Source organism: Bradyrhizobium cajani, assembly GCF_009759665.1.
Lineage (GTDB): Bacteria > Pseudomonadota > Alphaproteobacteria > Rhizobiales > Xanthobacteraceae > Bradyrhizobium > Bradyrhizobium cajani.
Genome location: NZ_WQNE01000004.1, coordinates 148600 through 170900, shown reverse-complemented (window position 1 = coordinate 170900; position 22301 = coordinate 148600). Strand labels below are relative to the sequence as shown.

Sequence of the window (22301 nt, the reverse complement as noted above, 5' to 3'; positions counted from 1 at the left end):
GGCCCGTGCTATCCTGAATTGTGCCTCCGGGCTTCGCAGCAGGAGTGACGCCATGACAAGTGCTTCGGATACGTCTCACGCTTCGAGCCTCGGCTCGGGCATCGCGGCGCTACATGCCAAATGGGGCTGGATCGTCGCGCTCGGTGTTGTCTATCTCATCGCCGGCTTCGTCGCGCTCGGCAGCGTCGTGATGGCGACGGTGGCGAGCGTGCTCGTGGTCGGTGCCATGATGATCGTCGCCGGTGTCGCCGAGATCATCGGCGCGTTCCAGTTGAAGAGCTGGGGCAAGTTCCTGGTCTGGGCCTTGCTCGGCGTGCTCTACGTGGTCGCCGGCTTCCTGACCTTCCAGAACCCGTTGCTTGCGGCAGTGCTGCTGACGCTCTTTCTGGGTGCATCGCTGATCGCCTCTGGCGCCATCAGGCTGTTCCTCGCCTTCAGCATGAAGCGTGAAACGCCATGGGTGTGGGTGGCGCTGTCCGGCGCCATCACGTTGCTGCTCGGCTTGCTGATCGTGGCGCGCTGGCCGGTCAACAGCGTCTACATCCTCGGCCTGTTCCTCGGCATCGATCTGATCATGGCCGGCGCCGGCTGGATCGGCCTCGGCTTCAGCTTGAAGCGACGCGGCTAACCCATCAGCAACTCGACGCAAGACCGTCTTGCGGAACTCCGCTGATCTGACGCGCTGACAAAAAGCAGCACGCCGCGCGTTCGCCTCGCGCGGCGATGATCATCGGGGAGAAACCATGAAAGCCGCTTTGGTCCTGGCCGCAGCGCTCGCTGCCGCCTGCCTGTCCACGCCCGTCTTCGCGCAAAAGTCCTACGGTCCCGGCGTCAGTGACACCGAGATCAAGATCGGCAACACCATGCCCTATAGCGGGCCGGCCTCGCCGCTCAGCATCACCGGGAGGGTGATCGCGGCCTATTTCGACGAGGTCAACGAGAAGGGCGGCGTTGGCGGCCGCAAGCTCAATCTGATCTCGCTCGACGACGCGTTCTCGCCGCCCAAGACCATGGAGGCGGCACGGCGGCTGGTCGAGGGCGACGGCGTCGCGTTCATCTTCGCGACCATGGGCACGGCCCCGAGCTCGGCGATCGCGAAATACCTCAACAGCAACAAGGTGCCGCAGCTCTTTTTGATCAGCTCGGCCTCGAAGTGGAATGATCCAGCCAACATGCCGTGGTCGATGGCGCTGCCGTGGGCGCCGAACTACACCAGCGAGGCCGCGATCGACGTCGCCTATGCCCGCGCCAAGAACCCGAATGCGCGTTTCGCGGTGCTCTATCAGAACGACGATGCCGGCAAGGAATATCTTCGCGGCGTCAAGGAAGCGCTCGGCACCGACGCCGACAAGGCGATCGCGATGGCTTCGAGCTTCGAGGTCGCCGATCCCACCGTCGATTCCCAGGTGCTGACGCTCGCCAATACCAAGGCGGACGTCTTCATGATCTATTCGGTGACGCCGCGCGCCTGCGCGCAGGCGATCCGCAAGGCGCATGAGGTCGGCTGGCAGCCGACGCGCTTCCTCGCCAGCGGCTGCGCCAACAAGGCGACCGTGATGGCGCCGGCCGGCCTCGATGCCGGCAAGGGCGTGCTGTCGCTCGGTGCGCTCAAGCCGTTCGTCGAGATGCCGAAGGATGATCCGGCGATGGCGGCCTATATCGACTTCATGAGGAAGCGCCTGCCCAATGCCGACATCAACAATGTCGCCGGCCTCTACGGCTACACCGTCGCCGAGGCGCTGGTTGTCCTGCTCAAGCAGTGCAAGGACAATCTGACGCGCGAGAACATCATGGCGCAGGCATCGAACCTGAAGAACGTGCCGCTGTCGCTCTTGATGCCCGGCATCACCCTCAACACCACGCCGCAGGATTTCCGCCCGATCAAGGACGGCTACATGCTCCAGTTCGACGGCAACGACTGGATCGTGGCGAGCGAGCTGCTGCGAGGCACCTAGCGTGCCGCAAAGACGGTGCACCCTCTCCCCTTGTGGGAGAGGGTGGATCGCCGCGTAGCGGCGAGACGGGTGAGGGGTCTCTCTTCGCGAGTCGTCACTACATTTGAACTCACGGAAAAAACCCCTCATCTGGCGCTTCGCGCCACCTTCTCCCACAAGGGGAGAAGCGGAGAGGAGACCATCATGGACTTTCAACACTCCGCCCGTTCGCTCGAGCTCCAGGATCGCGTCCGCCAGTTCATGCGGACGCATGTCGAGCCGGTCGAGGAGCTCTATTACGAGCAGGTGAAGCCGGAAGCCGCGCGCTACAAGACGCCGCCTGTGCTCCAGGAGCTGAAGCGGCTGGCGCGCGAGCAGGGGCTCTGGAACCTGTTCCTCTCCGGCGAGCATGGGCCAGATCCTACCAGCCCAAGGCTGACCAATCTCGAATACGCGCCCGTGAAGGAGATCATGGGTCGCATCCTCTGGGCGCCCGAGGTCTTCAACTGCTCGGCGCCCGATGTCGGCAACATGGAGGTGCTGGCGAACTACGGCACGCCGGCGCAGCAGGAGCGCTGGCTGAAGCCGCTGTTGGAGGGGCGGATCCGCTCCGGCTTCTCGATGACGGAGCCGCAGGTTGCCTCCAGCGACGCCACCAACATCCAGTGCGAGATCAGGCGCGACGGCGGCGACTACGTCATCAACGGCCGCAAATGGTTTACCTCCGGGGCCATGAACGAGGATTGCGAGATCCTGATCGTGATGGGCAAGACCGCGCCCGACGATCCCGATCGCCACCGCCAGCAATCCATGATCCTGGTGCCGAAGGCCACGCGTGGGGTGCGCATCGTCCGCGACATGCTCACCTACGGCTACGACGACGCGCCGGTCGGCCATCCCGAGATCGTCTACGAGAATGTCCGCGTGCCCGCCGAGAACATCCTGCTCGGCGAGGGCCGCGGCTTCGAGATCGCGCAGGGTCGGCTCGGGCCCGGCCGCATCCACCACTGCATGCGGCTGATCGGCTGCGCCCAGCGCGCGCTGGAATTGATGTGCCAGCGCGCGATCTCGCGCACAGCTTTCGGCAAGCCGCTGGCGGAGCAAGGCTCGGTACGCGAGGACATCGCCAACTCCTTCTGCGAGATCGCCCAGGCGCGGCTATTGACGCTGCAAGCCGCCGACAAGATGGACCGCGAGGGCAACAAGACGGCGCGCGACCTGATCGCGGCGGCCAAGATCGTTGTGCCCAGCATGGCTGCCCGCGTCATCGACCGCGCCATCCAGATCCACGGCGCCGCCGGCGTCTCGCAGGACACGTTCCTCGCCCGCGCCTATGTCTACGCCCGCTTCATCCGCATCGGCGACGGGCCGGATCAGGTGCATCTCGCCGCAGTGGGCAAGGAGCTGGTCAGGCGCGGCGGGGTGATGGGGTAGCGGACGTGAGCGACGAGCTTTTTTCCTTCTCCCCTTGCGGGAGAAGGTTGCGCGAAGCGCCGGATGAGGGGTTGCATCCTCAAATCCGAATGCGAGGATGGCTCGGGGACAGGGATGCTAACCGCGCTTTCTTCGTGGCTCCTGATGGCGCAGCGCGTCGACAATCACCTTGAACGCCGCCGAATTCTGCCGCGAGGTTGGATAATAAATGTAGTAGCCGTCGAATTCCGGCGACCAGTCGTCGAGCACGACAACGAGTTCACCGGACCGGATGTGCTGCGTCACCATGTCCTCGGGCACATAGGCGATGCCGAAGCCCTTCGCGGCGGCGTCGATCATCGCGCGCGAGTCGTTGAACGTCACTTGCCCCTCGACGCGCACCCTGAGGTCGGAGCCATTCCTGCCGAATTCCCATACATAGTGACCGCCGGCGGCCTCACGGCGCTTGATGCAGATGTGCCTTACCAGATCTTGCGGGTGTTTCGGCCTGGGATGCTCTCTCAGATATGCAGGGGAGGCGACCGCGACGAGCCGCCAATCCGGACCGATGCGCACCGCGATCATGTCCCTCTCGACGCTCTCGCCGAGGCGGATGCCTGCATCGAAGCCGTCTTCGACGATGTTGCGGAAAGCCGTGTCGAGGCTGAATTCGACCTTGATGTCGGGATATTTCCTCAGGACCGGGGCCAGCTTCGGCCAGACCGCTTTCTCCAGCGCGTGGTCCGAGAGCGTAATCCGGATGGTGCCCGACGGCTTGTCGCGCAGCGACATCAGGGCCGCGATATCGCGTTCGATCTCGTCGATGCGGGGCGCAACGGATTGCCGAAGCCGCTCGCCCGCCTCGGTCAGCCCGACACTTCGGGTCGTGCGCGTCAGGAGCCGCAGGCCCATCTGCGACTCGAGCCGCTTGATCGTATGGCTGAGCGTTGACTGCACGACGCCAAGTTTCGCCGCAGCCTTCGTGAAGCTGCGCTCGCGGGCGACGGCTACGAATGCCAGCAGGTCGTTGAAATCCTGGTTTGCCATGGCCTCACTATTCATGGCCGATATCGATTAATGCAAGCAAATTATATTGGCTAATCGAATGCCGTCCTGGGCTCTATGTGTTGCCGTGAACAGCGCCAGCCCTAGGCGCTTCGCGACCGATGGATCCCCGATGGACGTCACGACAGATCAGGAAACAACGCAGCCGGTGGCCGCATGGAGCGCGGTCTTCGCGCTGTCCCTTTGTGCCTCGATGCTCGTCGCCTCCGAGTGGATGCCGGTGAGCCTGCTCACGCCTATCGCGGATAGCCTGCAATTGACTGAGGGGCAGGCAGGGCAAGCCATCTCCGTGTCCGGCCTGTTCGCCATCCTCACCAGTCTTTTCATCTCGGCCTCAACGCGCGGTATCGACCGGCGATCCGTTCTGCTGTGGCTCACCGGCGTCACGCTGGTCTCGGGCCTCGTTGTGGCCTTCGCGCCCAACTATCCGCTGTTCATGGCCGGGCGCGCCCTCGTCGGCATGGCGGTTGGCGGCTTCTGGTCGATGTCCGCCGCAACCATGATCCGCATCGCGCCGGGCAAGAACCTGCCGCGCGCCCTTGCGATCCTCAACGGCGGCAATGCGCTCGCAACGACGATTGCTGCGCCCATGGGGAGCTTCCTCGGGCAGTATATCGGCTGGCGCGGCGCATTCTTTTGCGTCGTGCCGATTGCAGCGCTGACCCTGCTTTGGCAATTCGTCACCCTGCCGAAGATGCCGAGCCGGGAGCGCGCAAGCGCGGCAGCGGCATTCAAGGTCCTGCGCCGCCCGGAAGTGCCCTACGGCATGCTCGCAGCGGCGCTGTTCTTTCTCGGGCAGTTCTCGCTGTTCACCTATTTGCGCCCGTTCTTCGAAACGATAACGCGCGTCGACGTGACGACCATTTCGGCTCTGCTGCTCGTGATGGGTGTTGCCGGTCTCATCGGGACGTCGTTGATTGGAATTGTCGTGCGGCAGCGTCTTTACGCGTCCCTCGTCCTCATGCCGCTCTCAATGGCGGTGATGGCCGTCGCGCTGACGGCGTTTGGCGCCTCACTCGGCGCCACGACTGCGCTGATGTTCCTGTGGGGTTTCATCGGCACCGCGGCGCCCGTGGGCTGGTGGACCTGGCTTAGCCAGGCTTTGCCCGATGACGCGGAGGCAGGCGGAGGCTTGATGGTGGCGGTGGTTCAGCTTGCCATCACGGCGGGTGCGGCAGGCGGCGGCGTGCTCTTCGACTGCAGCGGCTATCGGGCCACCTTTCTGTTCAGCGCAGTCATCCTCGCTCTCTCATCTTCAGTCATTCTGATCGGAGCTCTTCGTCGCAGGACAAGAGCCGACGTGCAATGCGCAGGCTGTGTGCCGGCAAGCCCAGCCTTGTAACGCAGTCCCGTTCACCGCGTTTGAAACGCGTGCACACGCCGGTCATTGGCATTCGTCGGATCGACGACATCAAGGAGGCATCAGATGCAAATTCGACAAGCAGGCTCCCAACCGTCGGTCCAAGCCCCGGCGGAGTATTTCACCGGCACGGTCCGTATCGATCCCTTGTTTCCGGCCGTCGATCCCTCTCGCGTCGCCGGCAACCACGTCACCTTCGAGCCCGGCGCGCGCACGGCGTGGCACACGCATCCGTTTGGCCAGACGCTCATCGTGACCTCAGGCCTCGGCCGCGTGCAGCGTTGGGGTGGACCGGTCAAAAACATCCGTCCGGGCGACGTGGTCTCGCTCGAACCCGGCGAGAAGCACTGGCACGGCGCGTCTGCGACGTCGGCCATGAGCCATATCGCGATTCAGGAATCGCTCGACGGCAACCCGGTCACATGGATGGAACGGGTGACGGATGAGCAGTACGGCGCCCTGCCGCCAAAGGAGCATGACAATGAAAGCAACCATCCTGTACGGACCCGGCGATATCCGTTACGAAGGCGTCAACGATCCGAAGATCATTCACCCAACTGACGCCATCATCAAGCTGTCGGCCACCTGCATCTGCGGCTCCGACCTCTGGCCCTATCGCGGGCTACAGCCGAACGAAGGCCCTGCGCATATGGGCCACGAATATTGCGGCGTCGTCGTCGAAGTCGGCAGTGCGGTGCGCACCATCAGGCCCGGCCAGTTCGTCGTCGGTTCGTTCTGCCTTTCGGACAATACCTGCCCGCATTGCAAGTTCGGTTTCCAGTCCTCGTGTGAACAGCGGGAGTTCATGTCGGGCGCGCAGGCGCCTTACGCCCGTGTTGCCCTCGCGGACGGCACGCTCGTCGCGACCAAGGAGCTGCCCGGAAGCGACCTCATCCCGCATCTGCTCGCGACCTCCGACGTGCTCGGAACCGGCTGGTATGCGGCCGACGCTGCGGATGTGAAGGAAGGCTCCACGGTTGCGGTGGTCGGCGACGGCGCGGTCGGCCTCATGGGCGTGCTGGCGACGAAAGAGATGGGCGCGGAGCGCATCATAGCCATGAGCCGCCACAAGATGCGGCAGGATCTGGCCAGAGAGTTCGGCGCAACCGATATCGTCGTCGAGCGTGGTGCGGAAGGCATCGCGCGCGTCAGGGAGTTGACCCGAGGCGTCGGCGCGGACTCGGTGCTCGAATGTGTCGGCACGCAGGAAGCGATGTCGCAAGCCCTCGAATGCGCGCGGCCCGGCGGCACGATTGGTTATGTCGGTGTGCCCCACGGTGTGACCTTCGACGGCCAGGCGTTGTTCTTCGCGCAGCGGCGCATGCTGGGCGGTCCCGCTCCGGTGCGGCGGTTCTTGCCGGATCTCATGGACCGGGTGCTCAATGGACGCATTCAGCCGGGCAAGGTGTTCGATCTCACGCTGCCAATCGATCAGGTCGCGGAAGGCTACAAGGCAATGGACCAGCGCCGCGCGATCAAGACGCTGCTGACGGTTTGAGGGCAGGCGGAGGAGGGCCGGCCAAGCGCCGGCGGCGTCCAACGCTGCGGCCGTCATCAATCGACTTACATGCCCCAGTTCGGATAACGATTGTTATACCATCTATCCGGTGGCGCTGGCTGAGGAGCCGGACTCCGAGGCCTATGTGGTGCGCGAGCAAAACCCGGAACAGTACCGGTGACGACGCCTTGGTTCGGGCGAACAACGGTATGTCGGCGCTGTGAGTGAGACGCCGCAGCGGCGTCAGTGGATGCGCACAGAGTGATCAAGAGGCACAGGATCGAAACGAAACGCATCGCATCCTCCGATTCTCACGGCTCGCGCATTTGCTCCGGCGTCGCCAATTCGCCGATCGACTCAAAACCGCTCATCCCGGCTTGCCATGGTCTCGGCAATTCGGGGTGCCGCGCCTATTCGATCGTTGCATTCACCGTCATGACGGATCGTCCCGAGCCGTACGGCCCTTTTCCTTCACCATAGATAGCGAACGTATCGTTGCCCTTGTATCCCGATGCAGCGGTGTACCTGAACGTCGTGACGTTCAGCTGCCTGAGCGTTCCGTGCGCAGGCTTCCGGGAAACGCCGGAGCGATGCATTGCTCCCGGAATTCGCATCGGAAAATTGCACGTTTCACCCGACCTGACCGCGACGTAGGCCGTCATGTCGACGCCAAACGCGGATGGACTACCGGTGACCCGGCAGTCGGAAACGGCGAAAGCCGAAACCGGCGTCAAGCTCAGTACAGCCGCTATAGCCAGCAAGCGCATGCTCGTCTCCTGCGAGGATGAGATGGCATTCCGGCAATTGATGTCGAGGCATTGGGATTGCCATTGATTTGAATCAACATGCTGACCCGTGTCGACGTAGTGATTGAATAGCCAAACCGGCGAGTTCCGCCGTCAGCCTTCGCCGACCTGCCGAGGCGACATGGTCGCTTCCGCTCTTCGGGATGATCGCTCCCGCTTCTGGAGACAGGACATACGATACGGGCGCGATTGCTGTTGAAGCTTGCGCGCGCTGGCCTCGGCAGCGAGACGAGGGTCGCGTGCGGCGCGCCATCGCCATGGTGACATCATGCCGGTGTTTTGCCCGACGTGTCAACCTTGATTCGTAAAATCAGCAATCATCCTGGTCCGCCGTCAAACCATTGATCTGGCTGGCGCCGGCTACTGTGCATGGGGTTGTTTTCGCGATTTCGGCGAGAGTGCTCTCGCCGCCGGCGGCGTCCGCGCGCGCCTATCCCGCCCTGGCGATGCGATCGTCCGCCGCTCCCGAGCGCAGGTTCTGGAAGAACTTCTCCACCTCCCGCGACAGCGTGTCCGCTGTCTCCGTCAGGCTGCTTGCCGCCGTCAGGACGGACGTTGCCGCCGTGTCGGTCTCGCCGATGGCGTCGCGCAGCGAGGTGATGTTCGCCACAAGCGTCTCGTTGCCCTGCGCGGCCGATTGCGCGTTGGACGAGATTTCGCGCGTGGCCTGATCCTGTTGGCCGATGGCGCCGGCGATCGCCGAGGTGACCTCGTTGATCTCGCGCACCGCGCCGCCGATCTCGCGCACGGCGTCGACCGCGTTGCGCGTGGAGGCCTGGATCATCGAGACGTTCTCGCCGATCTCGGCGGTCGCCTTCGCGGTCTGGCCCGCGAGCGCCTTCACTTCATGGGCGACGACGGCAAAGCCACGGCCGGCATCGCCGGCGCGCGCGGCCTCGATGGTGGCGTTGAGAGCGAGCAGGTTGGTCTGCTCGGCGATCGCCTGGATCAGGCTCAGCACGCCGTCGATGCGCTGGGTCGCCGCCGCAAGGCTCTCGATCTCCGAGATCGACTTCTCGGTGCGCTGGCCGGTCTGCTCGACCGCGCCGGCGCTCTGCTTCACCTGGCGGCCGATCTCCTCCACCGACGCCGACAGCTCCTCGGCCGCGCTCGCCACCGCCGTGACGTTGTGCGAGGCTTGCTCGGTGGCGTTCGCCGCCGTGCCGGCGCGGCTGTTCGCATCCGCGGTGACGCGCGTGATGGTCTGGGCGGTCTCGCGCATGACGGAGGCGTTGTCGCCGAGGCCGCGCATGATGGCGCCGATCGCTTCGCGAAACGCCTCGACGGATTGCTCGATATGACGGGCGCGCTGCTCGCGCGCGGCGGAATCCTGCGAGACCTGCGAGGCGAGGTTGCGGTTGCGGCCCATCGCCTCCTGGAAGACCTGGATGGCGCGTGCCAGCGCGCCGATCTCGTCGGCGCGGTCAGAGTGCGGCACCACGACATCCTCGGCGCCGTCGGCAACCTGCTTGATGGTGGCAGTGATCGCGGCGAGCGGCCGGGCGATCGAGCGGGCGATGATGACGATGCCGACGACGACCAGCGCCAGGGCCATGCCGCCGAGGCAGGTCAGCACGAAGGACAGGGTGCGGTTGGTCTCGGTCTGCTGCGCGATTTCCCTCGCGCGCCCGGCATAGACCTTGGACAGCGCCTCGAGATCCTTGTTCAGCGCCGAGCGCACGGAGCGGTTGGCGTCGTTGTCGCCCCATTCGCGGCCCGCGGCCGGGCTGATCTCGTTGGCGCGGCGCACCAGCTCCCTGCGGAAGTCGACGAACTGCTCGATGCGCTTCTTGAACGTTGCGAACTGCTCGGCGTCATCGGCCTTGACGATGCCCGCCCAGCCTTTCACCACGTCCAGGATCTGGTCGTTGAACTTCAGCAGCCCGTCGCCGAACTTCTTCACGACCTTCGGGTCCGTCGACATGTAGACGCCGCGCGACTCCATCACGACCGCATAGACCAGCGAGTTGACGCGCTCGACGTTCAGCGCGGCGGCATTGGCCGTCTCGATCGCGCTCGTCAGGTCGGCGCTGCGGCGGCTGTTGTAGTCGGACAGCATCGCGATCGCCGCCGTGAGCAGCGCGAACAGCGCGAAGATCGCATAGAGCTTGGTGGCAAGCGTGAAACGGCCTGCCAGCGGGGCGGCATTCCCAGATCGGCCAATTGTCATGGTGTTCAGGGGCCCGAGATGGCCTGGAGCGGCCGGTGAGCGCGGTCGTTTGGATTTGATGCAAAACTATGCAGAACGAAAATGGATGCGGCGTTAATGCGCCGGGGTTTGCCGCTTCGCCCTTAATCGAAAGAAAGTAAGATATTTCAGCGTCTTGATCTGAAGGTATAGTGTTGGTGTTGGGATCGCGCTTGACTCGGCCGTTGGCCGACAAACCCGGAGGGGCCCTTGGTCTACCGTCACGCCATCGACGCCACGACCTACACATTCCCGGACCTGCGCGACCTGCTCGCCAAGGCGACGCCGCCGCGCTCCGGCGACCGGCTGGCCGGCATTGCCGCTGCAAGCGCCGAGCAGATGATCGCGGCGCGGATGGCGCTCGCGGACGTTCCGCTCGGTCAGTTCTTGCAGGAACCCGTCATCCCCTATGAGGCCGACGAGGTCACCCGCCTGGTCATCGACAGCCACGACGCCAAGGCTTTCGCGCCGGTGGCCTCGCTCACGGTCGGCGCCTTCCGCGACTGGCTGCTGTCGGACGCCGCGACGGCGGAGGTGTTGCGCAAGCTGGCGCCAAGCATCACCCCGGAAATGGCGGCCGCGGTCTCGAAACTGATGCGCAACCAGGATTTGATCCTGGCGGCGCGGAAATGCGAGGTCACCACCGCCTTCCGCAACACCATCGGCCTGAAGGGCCGGATGAGCACGCGGCTCCAGCCTAACCATCCGTTCGACGATGCGAGGGGCATCACCGCCTCGATCCTCGACGGCATCCTGCTCGGGGCCGGCGATGCCTGCATCGGCATCAACCCGGCGAGCGACGATCCGGCGGTCATCGCGCAATTGCTGCGGCTGCTTGGCGAGATCATTGCGCGGCTGAAGATCCCGACGCAGGGCTGCGTGCTGACCCACGTCACGACGACGCTGGCGCTGATCGGGCAGGGGGTACCCGTCGACCTTGTCTTCCAGTCGGTCGCCGGCACCGAAGCCGCCAACCGCAGCTTCGGCATCGATCTCGCCCTGCTGAAGGAGGCGCAGGAGGCCGGGCTGTCGCTGGGGCGCGGCACGGTCGGACAGAACGTGATGTATTTCGAGACCGGCCAGGGCTCGGCATTGTCGGCGGGCGCCCATCACGGCGTCGACCAGCAGACCTGCGAGGCGCGCGCCTATGCGGTCGCCCGCGCCTTTGCCCCGCTGCTGGTCAACAGCGTGGTCGGCTTCATCGGTCCGGAATATCTCTATGACGGCAAGGAAATCATCCGGGCAGGACTGGAGGATCATTTCTGCGGCAAGCTGCTCGGCCTGCCGCTCGGGGTCGACATCTGCTACACGAACCACGCCGAGGCGGACCAGGACGACATGGACAATCTCCTGACGCTGCTCGCCGCCGCCGGCGTCAGCTTCATCATGGGCGTGCCGGGCGCCGACGACGTCATGCTGAACTACCAGTCGACGTCTTTTCACGACGCGCTCTATGTCCGCGACGTCTTCGGCCTGCACCGCGCGCCGGAGTTCGACGACTGGCTGGCGCAGTCAGGCATCGCCGGTGCCGATTTCCGCCTTGCCGGCGATGCAGGCCTGCTGCCCGATTTTGCCTCGCGGCTGATCGCGTGAGGCGCCTGAAGCGCCAATTCCCGCCTGGGAAACCATTGGCCCCTCTCGCGAATTAAGGTCGTGCCACAATATTGAGAAATTCCGGCCGGAGCATTACGGTATGTGTCTGGCTGGCAATTTCCGCACCATAGGTCGAGCGTGGCGGGGGAGCTTTGATGCGAGCTGAAAGCAACGGTACGGCCCGGCGGATTCTTTGCGTGTTTCCGCGTTACACCTCCTCGTTCGGTACGTTCGAGCATTCCTATCCTCTGACCGACGGCGTCCGCGCCTTCATGCCGCCGCAGGGGCTGCTGCTGATCTCCGCCTATCTGCCGAGCGACTGGCAGGTCAAATTCGTCGACGAGAATCTGCGCCGGACGACGAAGGAGGAGTTCGAATGGGCGGAGGCGGTGTTCGTCAGCGGCATGCACATCCAGCGCCAGCAGATGAACGACATCTGCCGCCGCGCGCATGAGTTCGATCTGCCGGTTGCGCTCGGCGGTCCGTCGGTCAGCGCCTGCCCGGACTATTATCCGTCGTTCGACTATCTCCATGTCGGCGAGCTCGGCGACGCCACCAACCAGCTGATCGAGATCCTGTCGCGTGACACCTCGCGTCCCGAGGCACAGGTGGTGCTGACCACCAAGGACCGGGTGCCGATGACGGAGTTTCCGATCCCGGCCTATGAGCTCGCCGATGTGAAGAAATATTTCCTCGGCAGTATCCAGTATTCCAGCGGCTGTCCCTATCAGTGCGAGTTCTGCGACATCCCCGGCCTCTACGGGCGCAACCCGCGCATCAAGACGCCGCAGCAGATCATCGCCGAGCTCGACCGCCTGCGTGAATGCGGCATGACCGACACGGTCTATTTCGTCGACGACAATTTCATCGGCAACCGCAAGGCGGCGATGGACCTGTTGCCGCATCTGATCGAATGGCAGAAGAAGACCGGCTACGTGGTGCGGCTCGCCTGCGAGGCGACGCTCAACATCGCCAAGCGCCCCGAGATTCTCGAGAAGATGCGCGAGGCTTATTTCATCACCATCTTCTGCGGCATCGAGACCCCCGATCCCGACGCGCTGCACGCGATGCACAAGGACCACAACATGATGGTCCCGATCCTGGAGGGCGTGCGCACGATCAATTCCTACGGCATGGAGGTCGTCTCCGGCATCATCATGGGGCTCGACACCGACAAGCCGAACACGTCCGATGCGCTGCTGGCCTTCGTCGACGATTCCCAGATTCCGCTGCTCACCATCAATCTGCTCCAGGCGCTGCCGAAGACGCCGCTGTGGGACCGGTTGGAACGCGAGGGGCGCCTGGTGGAGGACGAGGGGCGCGACTCCAACGTCGATTTCCTGTTGCCCTATGACGAGGTCATCGCATCCTGGAAGCACGCCATGGGCGTCGCCTACGAGCCCGAGAAGGTCTATGCGCGCTTCCAGTATCAATGCGACCACGTCTATGTGCACCGCCTGAAGGTGCCGGTGCCGGACGAGATGAAGACCTGGCCCAACATCAGGCGCGCCCTCGTCATGCTGCGCAACATCTTCTGGAAGGTGGGTGTGCTCGGCGACTACAGGCGCGTGTTCTGGACGTTCGCGCTGGGACGCATCAAGCGCGGCGACCTCGAAGGCCTGATCGGCTGCACCCTGATCGCGCACCATCTCATCACCTTTGCGCGCGCGGCCTCCAGCGGCAAGCAGAACGCCTCGAACTACTCGATCCGGCTGCGCGAGGCCGCCGTTCCCGCCGAATGATGCGACATGTCTGATCCGGCTCCGCCGCGCCGACCGACCCTCGATCTGCGGGCGTTCACGCCCGCACGCGTTGCGCTGGGCCGCAGCGGCGCAAGCGTGCCGACCAGAGCGCTGCTCGATTTCACGCTGGACCATGCCCGCGCCCGCGATGCCGTGCATGCCGCCTTCGACGCGCCGCGTCTGGTCGCCGATCTCGGCGCGCTAGGCCTCGTCGTCACCGCGGCGAGCAGCCGGGCGGTCGATCGCAGGGACTATCTGCGGCGGCCGGATCTCGGACGACAGCTCGACGCCGGCTCGGTCGAGCTGCTGGCGCGAAATGCCTCGGTGCCGTGCCAGCTTGCGGTCGTGATCGGCGACGGCCTGTCGGCGGCGGCGGTCCACGCCCATGCGGTGGCACTGCTGGCGCGCCTGCTGCCGCTGCTCGCGGCGGATGACGCCGTCGCGGTCGGCCATGTCGTCGTCGCTTCAGGCGCCCGGGTCGCGCTCGGTGACGAGATCGGCGCGATTCTCGGTGCGCGCATGGTCGTGACGCTGATCGGAGAGCGGCCGGGCCTGTCCGCGCCGGACAGCCTCGGCGCCTATCTGACCTTTGCGCCGCAGCCGGGCCGCACCGACGCCGAGCGCAACTGCGTGTCGAATATCCACCACGCTGGGTTGAGCTACGAGGAGGCCGCCGCCAAGATTGCCTGGCTGGTCCGCGAGGGGCTCGCCCGGCAGGTGACCGGCGTGGCGCTGAAGGACGAAAGCGCGGACCGGGCGCCGTGTCGAATTGGCACGGCATCGCCCGGATGACCGGCATCGGGAGCCGAAATCGCCGCATCTTGACCGATTTGGCCACACTTCGCCTGCTTGCGAGTCGGGCGCTTGACCTGCTAAACCCCTCGCGGCGATTTTCCGCGCATTTTCAAGGGGCAAGCCTCCCATTGGTATGGCGTTTTCAAGCCGTTCGCGGGGCGCAATAAGCTCACAGACCGAGCCGATTTAGGAACTGGATAAGGCATGCTCGAAAAGCACAGCGAGAATGAGGTTCATGTCGACAAGGTCGAGCAGGGACCTACGTCCTCCATCGCCTTCGGGCTGGAGCGGCTCGGACTGATCGCCGTCCGGGCGCCGATCGTCTCCTGCATCGTCCTGCTCGCGCTGATCGTCGGTGCCGTGTTCGGCATCCAGAGGATCAAGATCGACGATTCGCTGTCCCAGCTGTTCCGCTCCGACACCCGCGAATTCCGCCAGTACGAAGAGGTGACCAAGAAGTTCCCGGCGGAAGAATTCGACGTCCTCGTCGTGGTCGAGGGCAAGAACCTGCTGGCGCGGAACAATCTCGAGAAGCTGCGCGACTTCGTCACCGACCTGCAACTGGTCGAAGGCACGCGCGGGCTGGTCTCGCTGTTCTCGGCGCGGCAGGCGCCGGCGCCGGGCAAGCTGCCGGCGGCGCTGTTCCCGCCCGAGCTGCCCGAGGGCGAAGCCTATGACAAGTTCATCGAGACCGTGAAGAACAACGAGATCATCCGCGGCAAGCTGTTGTCGGAGGACGGCACGCTGGCCCTGATCGTGCTGTCGCTCGATCCGCAGGTGGTCGGCTCGAACAAGCTCACCAAGACCGTCGGCGACATCCGCGCGCTGATGAAGGAGGACCTCGGCGACACCGGCCTCAACGTGCAGCTCTCCGGCGTGCCGGTGATGCAGCTCGAGATCCGCAACGCCGTCGAGCGCGACGGCCTCACCTACAATATCCTCGGCATCCTCGCCGGCTGCATCATCGCCATCATCTTCTTCCGCAAGATATCGTTCATGATCGCGGCGGCGTTCCCGCCGATGATCGCGATCCTGCTGGCGCTCGGCGCGCTGGGCTGGGCCAATTTCAATCTCAACATGTTCCTGAACGTGATGACGCCGCTCATCATGGTCATCAGCTTCTCGGACTCAATGCAGCTCACTTTCGCTGCCCGCGACCGGCTGATCGCGGGGCAGGACAAGTTCACTGCGTTCAAGAACGCCGTGCTGGTGGTCGGCCCCGCCTGCGTGCTGACGCATGGCACCGCCGGCATTTCCTTCATTGCGTTGCAGTTCTCCGACTCCGACCTGATCCGCAAGTTCGGCGAGGCAGGGCTCGCCGCCACCATCATCGCGCTGGTCGCGGTGCTGTCGCTGGTGCCGGTGTTCGGCGTGCTGTTCGTGCGCAACGAGAAGATCTTTGCCGTGAAATTCCAGAGCGCCGATGCCGGCGTCCAGGCGCTGCGCAATTTCTGCTACTGGATCGCGGTGCGCATGGTGGGCCGGCCGGGCCTGTTCAGCCTGATCGCGGTGCTGTTCGTCGGCGGCCTCGGCGTGATCTACGCCAATCTGGAGCCGCGCTACCGGCTCGCCGATCAGGTGCCGGACAAGCGCCAGGCCGTCGCCGCCAGCGACCGGCTCGACGCCAAGCTGACCGGCGCCAATCCGGTCAACGTGCTGATCCAGTTCCCAAAGGGTGAAACGCTCTATTCGCCCCAGACCCTGCAAACGATCGCCGAGGTGCACGCGACCGTGGAGAAGGCGGCCGGCGTCGGCAATGTCTGGTCGCTGGAGACCCTGCGCCGCTGGCTCGCGGAAAAGGCCGGCAGCGCCGACGTCGCGACGCTGAAGGAATATGTGGGCGTCATCCCCGAGCATTTGGTCCGGCGCTTCATCGACGCCGAGCAGGATGCGGTCGTGGTTGCAGGCCGCGTGCCGGACAAGGATTCCAGCCAGCTGCTGCCGATCGTCGACAAGCTCGATACCGAGCTCGACGCCGTCCGCAAGAAGCATCCCGGCTACGAGATTGCGGTGACCGGCCTTGCCGCCATCGCCGCGCGCAATTCGGCCAGCATGATCGAGAAGCTGAACCACGGCCTCACGATCGAATTCGCGCTGGTCGCGATCTTCATCGGCCTCGCCTTCCGCTCCTGGGTCGTGATGCTGGCCTGCATCCTGCCGGGCATCTTCCCGGTGGTGATGTCGGGAACGGTGCTGTGGGCGATGGGCGAGGGGCTGCAATTCGCCAGCGTCGTGGCGCTCACCGTCTCGTTCGGCCTGGGCTTGAGCGCGACCATCCACTTCCTCAACCGCCTCAGGCTCGAGAGCAGGCCGGGCGTCGGTTCGGCGCTGGCGGTGGAGCGCGCGACCGTGCTGGTCGGCCCGGCGCTGATCCTGACCACGGTGGTGCTGGCCTGCGGCCTCGTCGTCACCGTGTTCTCCGACCTGCCGTCGCTGCGGCTGTTCGGCTGGCTCAGTGCCTTCTCGATGGTCATGGCTCTCGTCGCCGACCTCTTCATCCTGCGGCCGACGGCGATGTGGCTGATCAACCTGCACGCCAAGTTGCAGGGTCCCGACAAGCCAGCGATCTAAGCGGGCGGGGCGGCACGCGCCGCCTCGCGCTCATGCCTCGACGCGGATGATTCCATACGGATTGAACTTGAAGTCGTTCTCGGCGTAGTCCTGCTCCCGCGACAGCGTGAGCTTGCGGTCGCGCAGCGTGGCTTCGATGCCGCGCTCCGTCATGGCGTTGGCAATCTCTTCCATCAGCATCACCGCGGCCCATTCGTTGCCGCGCGATTTCGCGACATGGATCTCCGGCAGGCCTACGAGGTGATAGCCGACGGTCTCGTAGTAGCGTTCGCCGCCGAGCGGGCGCTTGGCGAAGGCAAGACGACATGCTTTGGCGACAGCGGGAGTCACGGCAAGGCCCTGACCGGTGCTCGCGCCCTTGCGCGCCTGATCGGCTAGTTGCCGCCACCGTTCGAGGCCATGGGCAACGCCTGCGCTCTCGCCCTTCACGGCGATGGCGCCGGCCTCGATCATCTCCTCGACGATGCGCAAGGCCGCCGCCGAATAGGCGACCGTCTTCTGCTGGTCCATCGGTGGGCCCAGCACGTAGAGGACCGATTTGTGCTTGACCACGGCCGCTTCGTCTGCCGGGGACCATGCTTTCGGGAAGACGCGATCCCAGCACACGCCGAACGATCGCTCCATATGCGGATCTGGTCTGGCTTGCGAATAGGTGCGGTCGATCTCGAAGCCGAAATCCGCGATTGTCTTGGCCACCGCCTTCGGCGGGTGCAGCAGGCTTTCATCCTTGCCGAGGAAGCAGAGCACGTGACGCGGCTTCACGGATGAAGGAGGCATTTCCGTCCCCCGCTGAACTGACGGCTGATCACCGGCGAAGGCACGACCGGCTGCGAAGAGCCCGATGGCCTTGAGCAGGTATCTGCGAATTGGGTCCATCACATCAGGCTTATCTGCGATTCACGTCAGCAAAAAGCCCCCGGCGCGCAAGAACCGGGGGCCATGATCCTGTCTGATCGGGAAGGGCGTCAGCTCTTCGTCATCGTGATGTTGACGCCGCGGATCTCGCCCTTGGAAGAGATCTGCACCGTCTGCTTGGTGCCGTTGGTGCGCAGCGACAGGTTGGCGGCAAACCCGTTGGCCTCGACGAACACCTCGATCTGGCCGCCGCCGGCGGTGCCCTGGAGATTGCCGAAGATGTTGCGGCTGGCCTCGCTCCAATTGCCGGAGATGCGGTCGCCCTGGCTGGTCACGTCGCTGGTGAGGTCGAACTTGTAGCTGTCGGAGGCGCAGTGCAGCGCCTGCTTGAGGGCGAGGCCGCTGCCGGCGACCTTGTAGTCCGCCTTGCAGCGAATGCGCTCGGTGGATCCGTCGGACAGCGACACCGTGCCGGTGCCTGTCCATGCGCCGTCGAAACCGGCAAATGGTCCGGACGACTGAGCGTGGCTTGCCGAAACCGAGAAGAGCAGCGCAGCCCCAATGCCGGCCGCCTTGATTGCCAGTCCAGATCGTCCAAAGAATGTCATCACAAATATCCCGTTTTGGAATGACGTCCGCTCGAGGACGTCTCGCCACATCGACAGTTTAGTGTTCCGAGCCTGTGTCAGGTTCAACGCCAGAGATGGCGGTTCACGAGCCACCGCGCCATACCCGGACCCCGCGATCTCCTGTGTTTCGGTGTGTTTCTGGCTGAAACGGCGGGCGGAGAGATGCAGCTCTGCAACAGCCGTGCAGTAAAATGCGGTGCGTCTGAATTATGACGTAGTATCAATCTCTTACATCTGCCAATGAAGGTGCAGGGAAGACCTGATTTGGTGGGCGTGGCGCCAATTTGGCCGCATTTGCCAGTGCTTGTGCCTTCTCCGAGGCCGCTCGCTCCGCGGCGACTTGCCATCAGAACAATCCGTTCCGGCCGTTCGCCCTGTGCCGTCCGGGATTGGTGCGATTCTGCCGTCAGAATGAAGGAATACAATGCGTAAGCTTCTCGTCGCTCTCACCCTGCTGTCGGCATCCCTGTCCACCGCGGCGTTCGCCCAGCAAGGCCGCGGCACGGACGCCGAGCAGAAGGCCTGCACCCGCGATGTGCAGAAGTTCTGCCGTCCGGTCATCGACCAGGGCGATTTCACCATCCTGGCCTGCCTCAAGGAGAACCGGGCCAAGATCTCGCAGGCCTGTGACCAGGTCCTGAAGAACCACAACCAGTAAGCTCGGCCACTGGCCCTCAAAGGCGGCTCCCGGGCCGCCTTTTCGGGCCGGATCCGCACAGGGCAGCCATCGAGAGACAGGATTGGTTTTGCGGCCGTATTCCCCTATATGGGGGCCGCGGCGGCATCGCCGGCATGAGCCCGCGAGCGAAAAAGCCCCTCCTGTCCAAACGATTGTAAACCAGCCCTCGATGACCTCTGCGAGCGAATTGCGATCCGGCAAGGGTGACCGCGACGAGAATTTTCCCGTCGCGTCCTGGATCATTCATCCGCGTCATCGCGCCCTGATCCTGGCGTACTATAATTTCGTCCGCACCGCCGACGACATCGCCGACCACGCAACGCTGCCGCCCGACCAGAAGCTCGCTTATCTCGACCTGCTCGAGGCGGAACTGCTCGGCAAGGGCGACACCCAGGCCGAAGCCGTCACCCTGCGCCGCGCGCTCGCCGAGCGCGGCATGGCGCCACGCCACGCCCTCGACGTGCTCATCGCGTTCCGCATGGACGTGACCAAGCTGCGTTACGAAACTTGGGACGAGGTCATCCACTATTGCCGCTATTCGGCGATGCCGGTCGGCCGCTTCATGCTCGATGTCCACGGCGAGAGCACCTCGACCTGGGCTGCATCGGATGCGCTCTGCGCGGCGCTTCAGATCAACAACCACCTCCAGGATTGCGGCAAGGATTTCCGCGAGCTCAATCGCGTCTATCTGCCGCGCGATGCGCTGGCCGCGAGCGGCGCCTCGGTCGAGCAGCTTGGCCTTGCCCAGTCGCCGCCGGCGCTGCTGGCCTGCCTCCAGGGGCTCGCCGTCCGCAACGAAGCGCTGCTCGACGAGGGCAGGTCGCTGAGCGCGGAGATCCGGGATTTTCGCCTCGGCGTCGACGTCGCGGTGATCCAGGCCTATGCCGACCGCATCGTGCGCCTGCTCAAGGTGCGCGATCCCCTGCGCGAGCGGGTGCATCTGAACAAGCTCGAGCTTCTCAGCTTCAGCCTCGCCGGCATGATCGGCGAAGTCGGTCGCCGCGCGATCGGGCGCAAGGCCATCACCAGACCGGGGACTGCCCATGACGCTTGAGGCGACCGCGCCCGGCGCCAATTATGGCTCGACCGCATCCGGCAGCTCCTTCTATGCCGCGATGCGCATCCTGCCACGCGACCAGCGCGAGGCGATGTTCCAGATCTACAGCTTCTGCCGCCAGGTCGACGACATCGCCGATTCCGACGGCCCGCGCGAGGAGCGGCTCGCCGCGCTTCAGCAGTGGCGCAACGACATCGACGCGCTGTATCAGGGCAATCCGCCGCCGCGGCTGAAGGACTATGTCGCCTCGGTCGAGACCTTCGGGCTGAAGCGCGAGGATTTCCTCGCCATCGTCGACGGCATGGAGATGGACGTGCCGCAGGACATCCGCGCGCCCGACATGGCGACGCTCGATCTCTATTGCGACCGGGTCGCCAGCGCCGTGGGGCGGTTGTCGGTACGGGTGTTCGGCCTGCCCGAGGAGGATGGCATCCTGCTCGCCCATCATCTCGGTCGTGCGCTCCAGCTCACCAACATCCTGCGCGACATCGACGAGGACGCAACGCTTGGCCGGCTCTATCTGCCGCGCGAGGCGCTGCTGCATGCCGGCATCACGTCAAATGACCCGAACCGCGTCATCACCGAGCGCGCGCTGCCGAAGGTCTGCCTGCCGCTGGCGCAGCGCGCCAAGTCGCATTTCGAGAAGTCGGACGAGATCATGGACCGCAACAGGCGTCGCGCCGTGCGCGCGCCGCGGATCATGTCGAAATACTATCACGCCATTCTGGACCTCCTGATCGCGCGCGGCTTCAACGCGCCGCGCGAGCCGGTGCGTGTGTCGAAGGTCACACGCATCCTGATCCTGCTCCGTTACGCTTTCATCTGATGCAACAGACAGCTCACATCATCGGCGCCGGGATTTCCGGCCTCACCGCCGCCGTGCGGCTCGCCAATGCCGGCTTCAAGGTCGCCGTGCACGAGGCGACGCACCAGGCCGGCGGCCGCTGCCGTTCCTATTTCGACGGTGCCACCAATCTCACCATCGACAACGGCAATCATCTGCTCCTCTCGGGCAACGGCCACGCGCGCGCCTATGCGCGCGCGATCGGCACCGAGGCGGGCCTCGTCGGCCCTGAAAGCGCACAGTTTCCCTTCGTCGACATCAAGACCGGTCAGCGCTGGCAGATCGATCTCGGCGCCGGCCGGCTGCCGACCTGGGTGCTCGACGAGAGTCGCCGCGTTCCCGACACCGGGCTGACCGATTATCTCAAGCTGGCGCCGCTGATCTGGGCGTCGGAGGAGACGCCGGTCGGCAAGTCCATTCCCTGCGAGGGCGTTCTCTATCAGCGCCTGGTGCAGCCGCTGCTGCTGGCGGCGCTCAACGTCGATCCGCCCGAAGGCTCGGCCGGGCTTGCCGGCGCGATCGTGCGCGAGACGCTGCTCGCCGGCGGGCAGGCGTGCCGGCCGCTGATCGCGCGTGACGGCCTCAGCGCCGTGCTGATCGAGCCGGCCGTGAAATTCCTGCAGGAGCGAGGCCACTCGGTTCAGCTCGGCCATGAACTGCGTTCGTTCGTGACCAGCGACGGCAAGGCCAGTGCGCTGAATTTCGGCGGCGAGGACGTGATCCAGCTCGGTGAGGGCGATGTCATTGTGATGGCGGTGCCGCCGCGCGCTGCCTCCAGCCTGCTGCCGGGCCTGAAGACGCCGACCGAATTCCGCGCCATCGTGAACGCGCATTTCCGCTTTGAGCCGCCGCCGGGCTCGGCGCCGATCCTCGGCGTGATCGGCGGCGTCGTCGAGTGGCTGTTCGCGTTCCCGAACCGGCTTTCGGTGACCATCAGCAATGGCGACCGCCTGGTTGACATGCCGCGCGAGGAGCTCGCTCAGGTGATCTGGAACGACGTCTGCAAGGCTGGCGGCCTGTCCGGCGAGCTGCCCGCTCAGTTGCCCCCTTGGCAGATCGTGCGCGAGCGCCGTGCCACATTTGCGGCCACGCCGGCACAGAATGCCCTGCGTCCGGGGCCGGTCACCGCTTTGAAAAACCTGTTCCTTGCCGGCGATTGGACTGCTACGGGATTGCCTGCAACCATCGAGGGATCGGTCCGGTCGGGAGATCGCGCCGCCGATCTGGTTTTGGCCGCAAAGCGGCCCTGACGGGCAGATGGCCCGTCCAATT

18 protein-coding genes and 1 pseudogene are annotated in these 22301 nt (G+C 64.9%); 14 read left to right on the top strand and 5 right to left on the bottom strand.

All coding sequences use genetic code 11. From position 1 onward, the window contains the following. Window positions 1–52: 52 nt before the first annotated feature. The 3 genes from GPL20_RS07730 (at window position 53) to GPL20_RS07720 (ending at window position 3368) form a co-directional block, all read left to right on the top strand. Window positions 53–628 carry an HdeD family acid-resistance protein gene (locus GPL20_RS07730; protein WP_157329002.1) on the top strand — a complete coding sequence of 192 codons (576 nt, stop codon included), beginning with the start codon at window positions 53–55 and terminating at the stop codon, window positions 626–628. 115 nt (window positions 629–743) lie between these two features. Further along, window positions 744–1955 carry an ABC transporter substrate-binding protein gene (locus tag GPL20_RS07725; protein ID WP_157329001.1) on the top strand — a complete coding sequence of 404 codons (1212 nt, stop codon included), beginning with the start codon at window positions 744–746 and terminating at the stop codon, window positions 1953–1955. Between the two features lie 183 nt (window positions 1956–2138). Then, window positions 2139–3368, top strand: coding sequence for an acyl-CoA dehydrogenase family protein (locus GPL20_RS07720; protein WP_157329000.1), 1230 nt, complete (start codon window positions 2139–2141; stop codon window positions 3366–3368). Between the two features lie 117 nt (window positions 3369–3485). On the opposite strand, the gene GPL20_RS07715 is transcribed toward GPL20_RS07720, so the two are convergent. Then, entirely contained in the window at window positions 3486–4394 is a 909-nt protein-coding gene (locus GPL20_RS07715; RefSeq protein WP_157329134.1) for a LysR family transcriptional regulator, read from the bottom strand. A gap of 130 nt (window positions 4395–4524) precedes the next feature. On the opposite strand from GPL20_RS07715, the gene GPL20_RS07710 reads away from it, so the two are divergent. The 3 genes and pseudogenes from GPL20_RS07710 to GPL20_RS07700 all read left to right on the top strand — a co-directional run bounded on the left by GPL20_RS07710 (window position 4525) and on the right by GPL20_RS07700 (window position 7270). Continuing rightward, the gene (locus GPL20_RS07710; RefSeq protein ID WP_157328999.1) at window positions 4525–5754 is read left to right on the top strand and encodes an MFS transporter; all 1230 of its coding nucleotides are present in this window, start codon (window positions 4525–4527) and stop codon (window positions 5752–5754) included. An 84-nt stretch (window positions 5755–5838) separates the two neighbouring features. Next, window positions 5839–6225: pseudogene (locus tag GPL20_RS07705) on the top strand ((R)-mandelonitrile lyase); the annotation flags it as partial. Window positions 6226–6253: 28 nt separating this feature from the next. After that, window positions 6254–7270: a zinc-dependent alcohol dehydrogenase family protein gene (locus GPL20_RS07700; protein WP_157328997.1), complete on the top strand. Its 1017-nt coding sequence runs from the start codon at window positions 6254–6256 to the stop codon at window positions 7268–7270. A 410-nt stretch (window positions 7271–7680) separates the two neighbouring features. Here the strand turns inward: GPL20_RS07700 and GPL20_RS07695 are convergent, their stop codons facing one another. Together GPL20_RS07695 and GPL20_RS07690 are read right to left on the bottom strand one after the other, a co-directional pair. Beyond that, the gene (locus tag GPL20_RS07695; protein WP_157328996.1) at window positions 7681–8037 is read right to left on the bottom strand and encodes a hypothetical protein; all 357 of its coding nucleotides are present in this window, start codon (window positions 8035–8037) and stop codon (window positions 7681–7683) included. A 469-nt stretch (window positions 8038–8506) separates the two neighbouring features. Further along, a complete protein-coding gene (locus tag GPL20_RS07690) occupies window positions 8507–10246 on the bottom strand; it encodes a methyl-accepting chemotaxis protein (RefSeq protein WP_157328995.1) in 1740 nt (579 codons plus the stop codon). Between the two features lie 228 nt (window positions 10247–10474). Between GPL20_RS07690 and GPL20_RS07685 the strand changes: the two genes are divergently transcribed. The 4 genes from GPL20_RS07685 (at window position 10475) to GPL20_RS07670 (ending at window position 16965) form a co-directional block, all read left to right on the top strand. After that, the gene (locus GPL20_RS07685; RefSeq protein WP_157328994.1) at window positions 10475–11857 is read left to right on the top strand and encodes an ethanolamine ammonia-lyase subunit EutB; all 1383 of its coding nucleotides are present in this window, start codon (window positions 10475–10477) and stop codon (window positions 11855–11857) included. Between the two features lie 155 nt (window positions 11858–12012). Next, window positions 12013–13599 carry a B12-binding domain-containing radical SAM protein gene (locus tag GPL20_RS07680; protein ID WP_157328993.1) on the top strand — a complete coding sequence of 529 codons (1587 nt, stop codon included), beginning with the start codon at window positions 12013–12015 and terminating at the stop codon, window positions 13597–13599. Between the two features lie 6 nt (window positions 13600–13605). Then, the gene (gene eutC, locus GPL20_RS07675) at window positions 13606–14391 is read left to right on the top strand and encodes an ethanolamine ammonia-lyase subunit EutC (RefSeq protein WP_157328992.1); all 786 of its coding nucleotides are present in this window, start codon (window positions 13606–13608) and stop codon (window positions 14389–14391) included. A gap of 207 nt (window positions 14392–14598) precedes the next feature. Beyond that, window positions 14599–16965: an efflux RND transporter permease subunit gene (locus GPL20_RS07670; protein WP_157328991.1), complete on the top strand. Its 2367-nt coding sequence runs from the start codon at window positions 14599–14601 to the stop codon at window positions 16963–16965. 30 nt (window positions 16966–16995) lie between these two features. Here GPL20_RS07670 and GPL20_RS07665 read toward each other — a convergent pair whose 3' ends face one another. Further along, the gene (locus GPL20_RS07665) at window positions 16996–17841 is read right to left on the bottom strand and encodes a hypothetical protein (RefSeq protein WP_157329133.1); all 846 of its coding nucleotides are present in this window, start codon (window positions 17839–17841) and stop codon (window positions 16996–16998) included. Window positions 17842–17930: 89 nt separating this feature from the next. Next, window positions 17931–18428, bottom strand: coding sequence for a hypothetical protein (locus tag GPL20_RS07660; protein WP_157329132.1), 498 nt, complete (start codon window positions 18426–18428; stop codon window positions 17931–17933). Window positions 18429–18873: 445 nt separating this feature from the next. Between GPL20_RS07660 and GPL20_RS07650 the strand changes: the two genes are divergently transcribed. The 4 genes from GPL20_RS07650 (at window position 18874) to hpnE (ending at window position 22279) form a co-directional block, all read left to right on the top strand. Further along, entirely contained in the window at window positions 18874–19107 is a 234-nt protein-coding gene (locus GPL20_RS07650; protein ID WP_008553259.1) for a hypothetical protein, read from the top strand. A gap of 190 nt (window positions 19108–19297) precedes the next feature. Beyond that, window positions 19298–20182 carry a squalene synthase HpnC gene (hpnC, locus tag GPL20_RS07645; protein WP_157328990.1) on the top strand — a complete coding sequence of 295 codons (885 nt, stop codon included), beginning with the start codon at window positions 19298–19300 and terminating at the stop codon, window positions 20180–20182. Continuing rightward, entirely contained in the window at window positions 20172–21011 is an 840-nt protein-coding gene (gene hpnD / locus GPL20_RS07640) for a presqualene diphosphate synthase HpnD (protein ID WP_157328989.1), read from the top strand. Before hpnC ends, hpnD begins: the two co-directional genes overlap by 11 nt. Beyond that, window positions 21011–22279: a hydroxysqualene dehydroxylase HpnE gene (gene hpnE, locus GPL20_RS07635; RefSeq protein WP_157328988.1), complete on the top strand. Its 1269-nt coding sequence runs from the start codon at window positions 21011–21013 to the stop codon at window positions 22277–22279. Before hpnD ends, hpnE begins: the two co-directional genes overlap by 1 nt. Window positions 22280–22301: the final 22 nt, after the last annotated feature.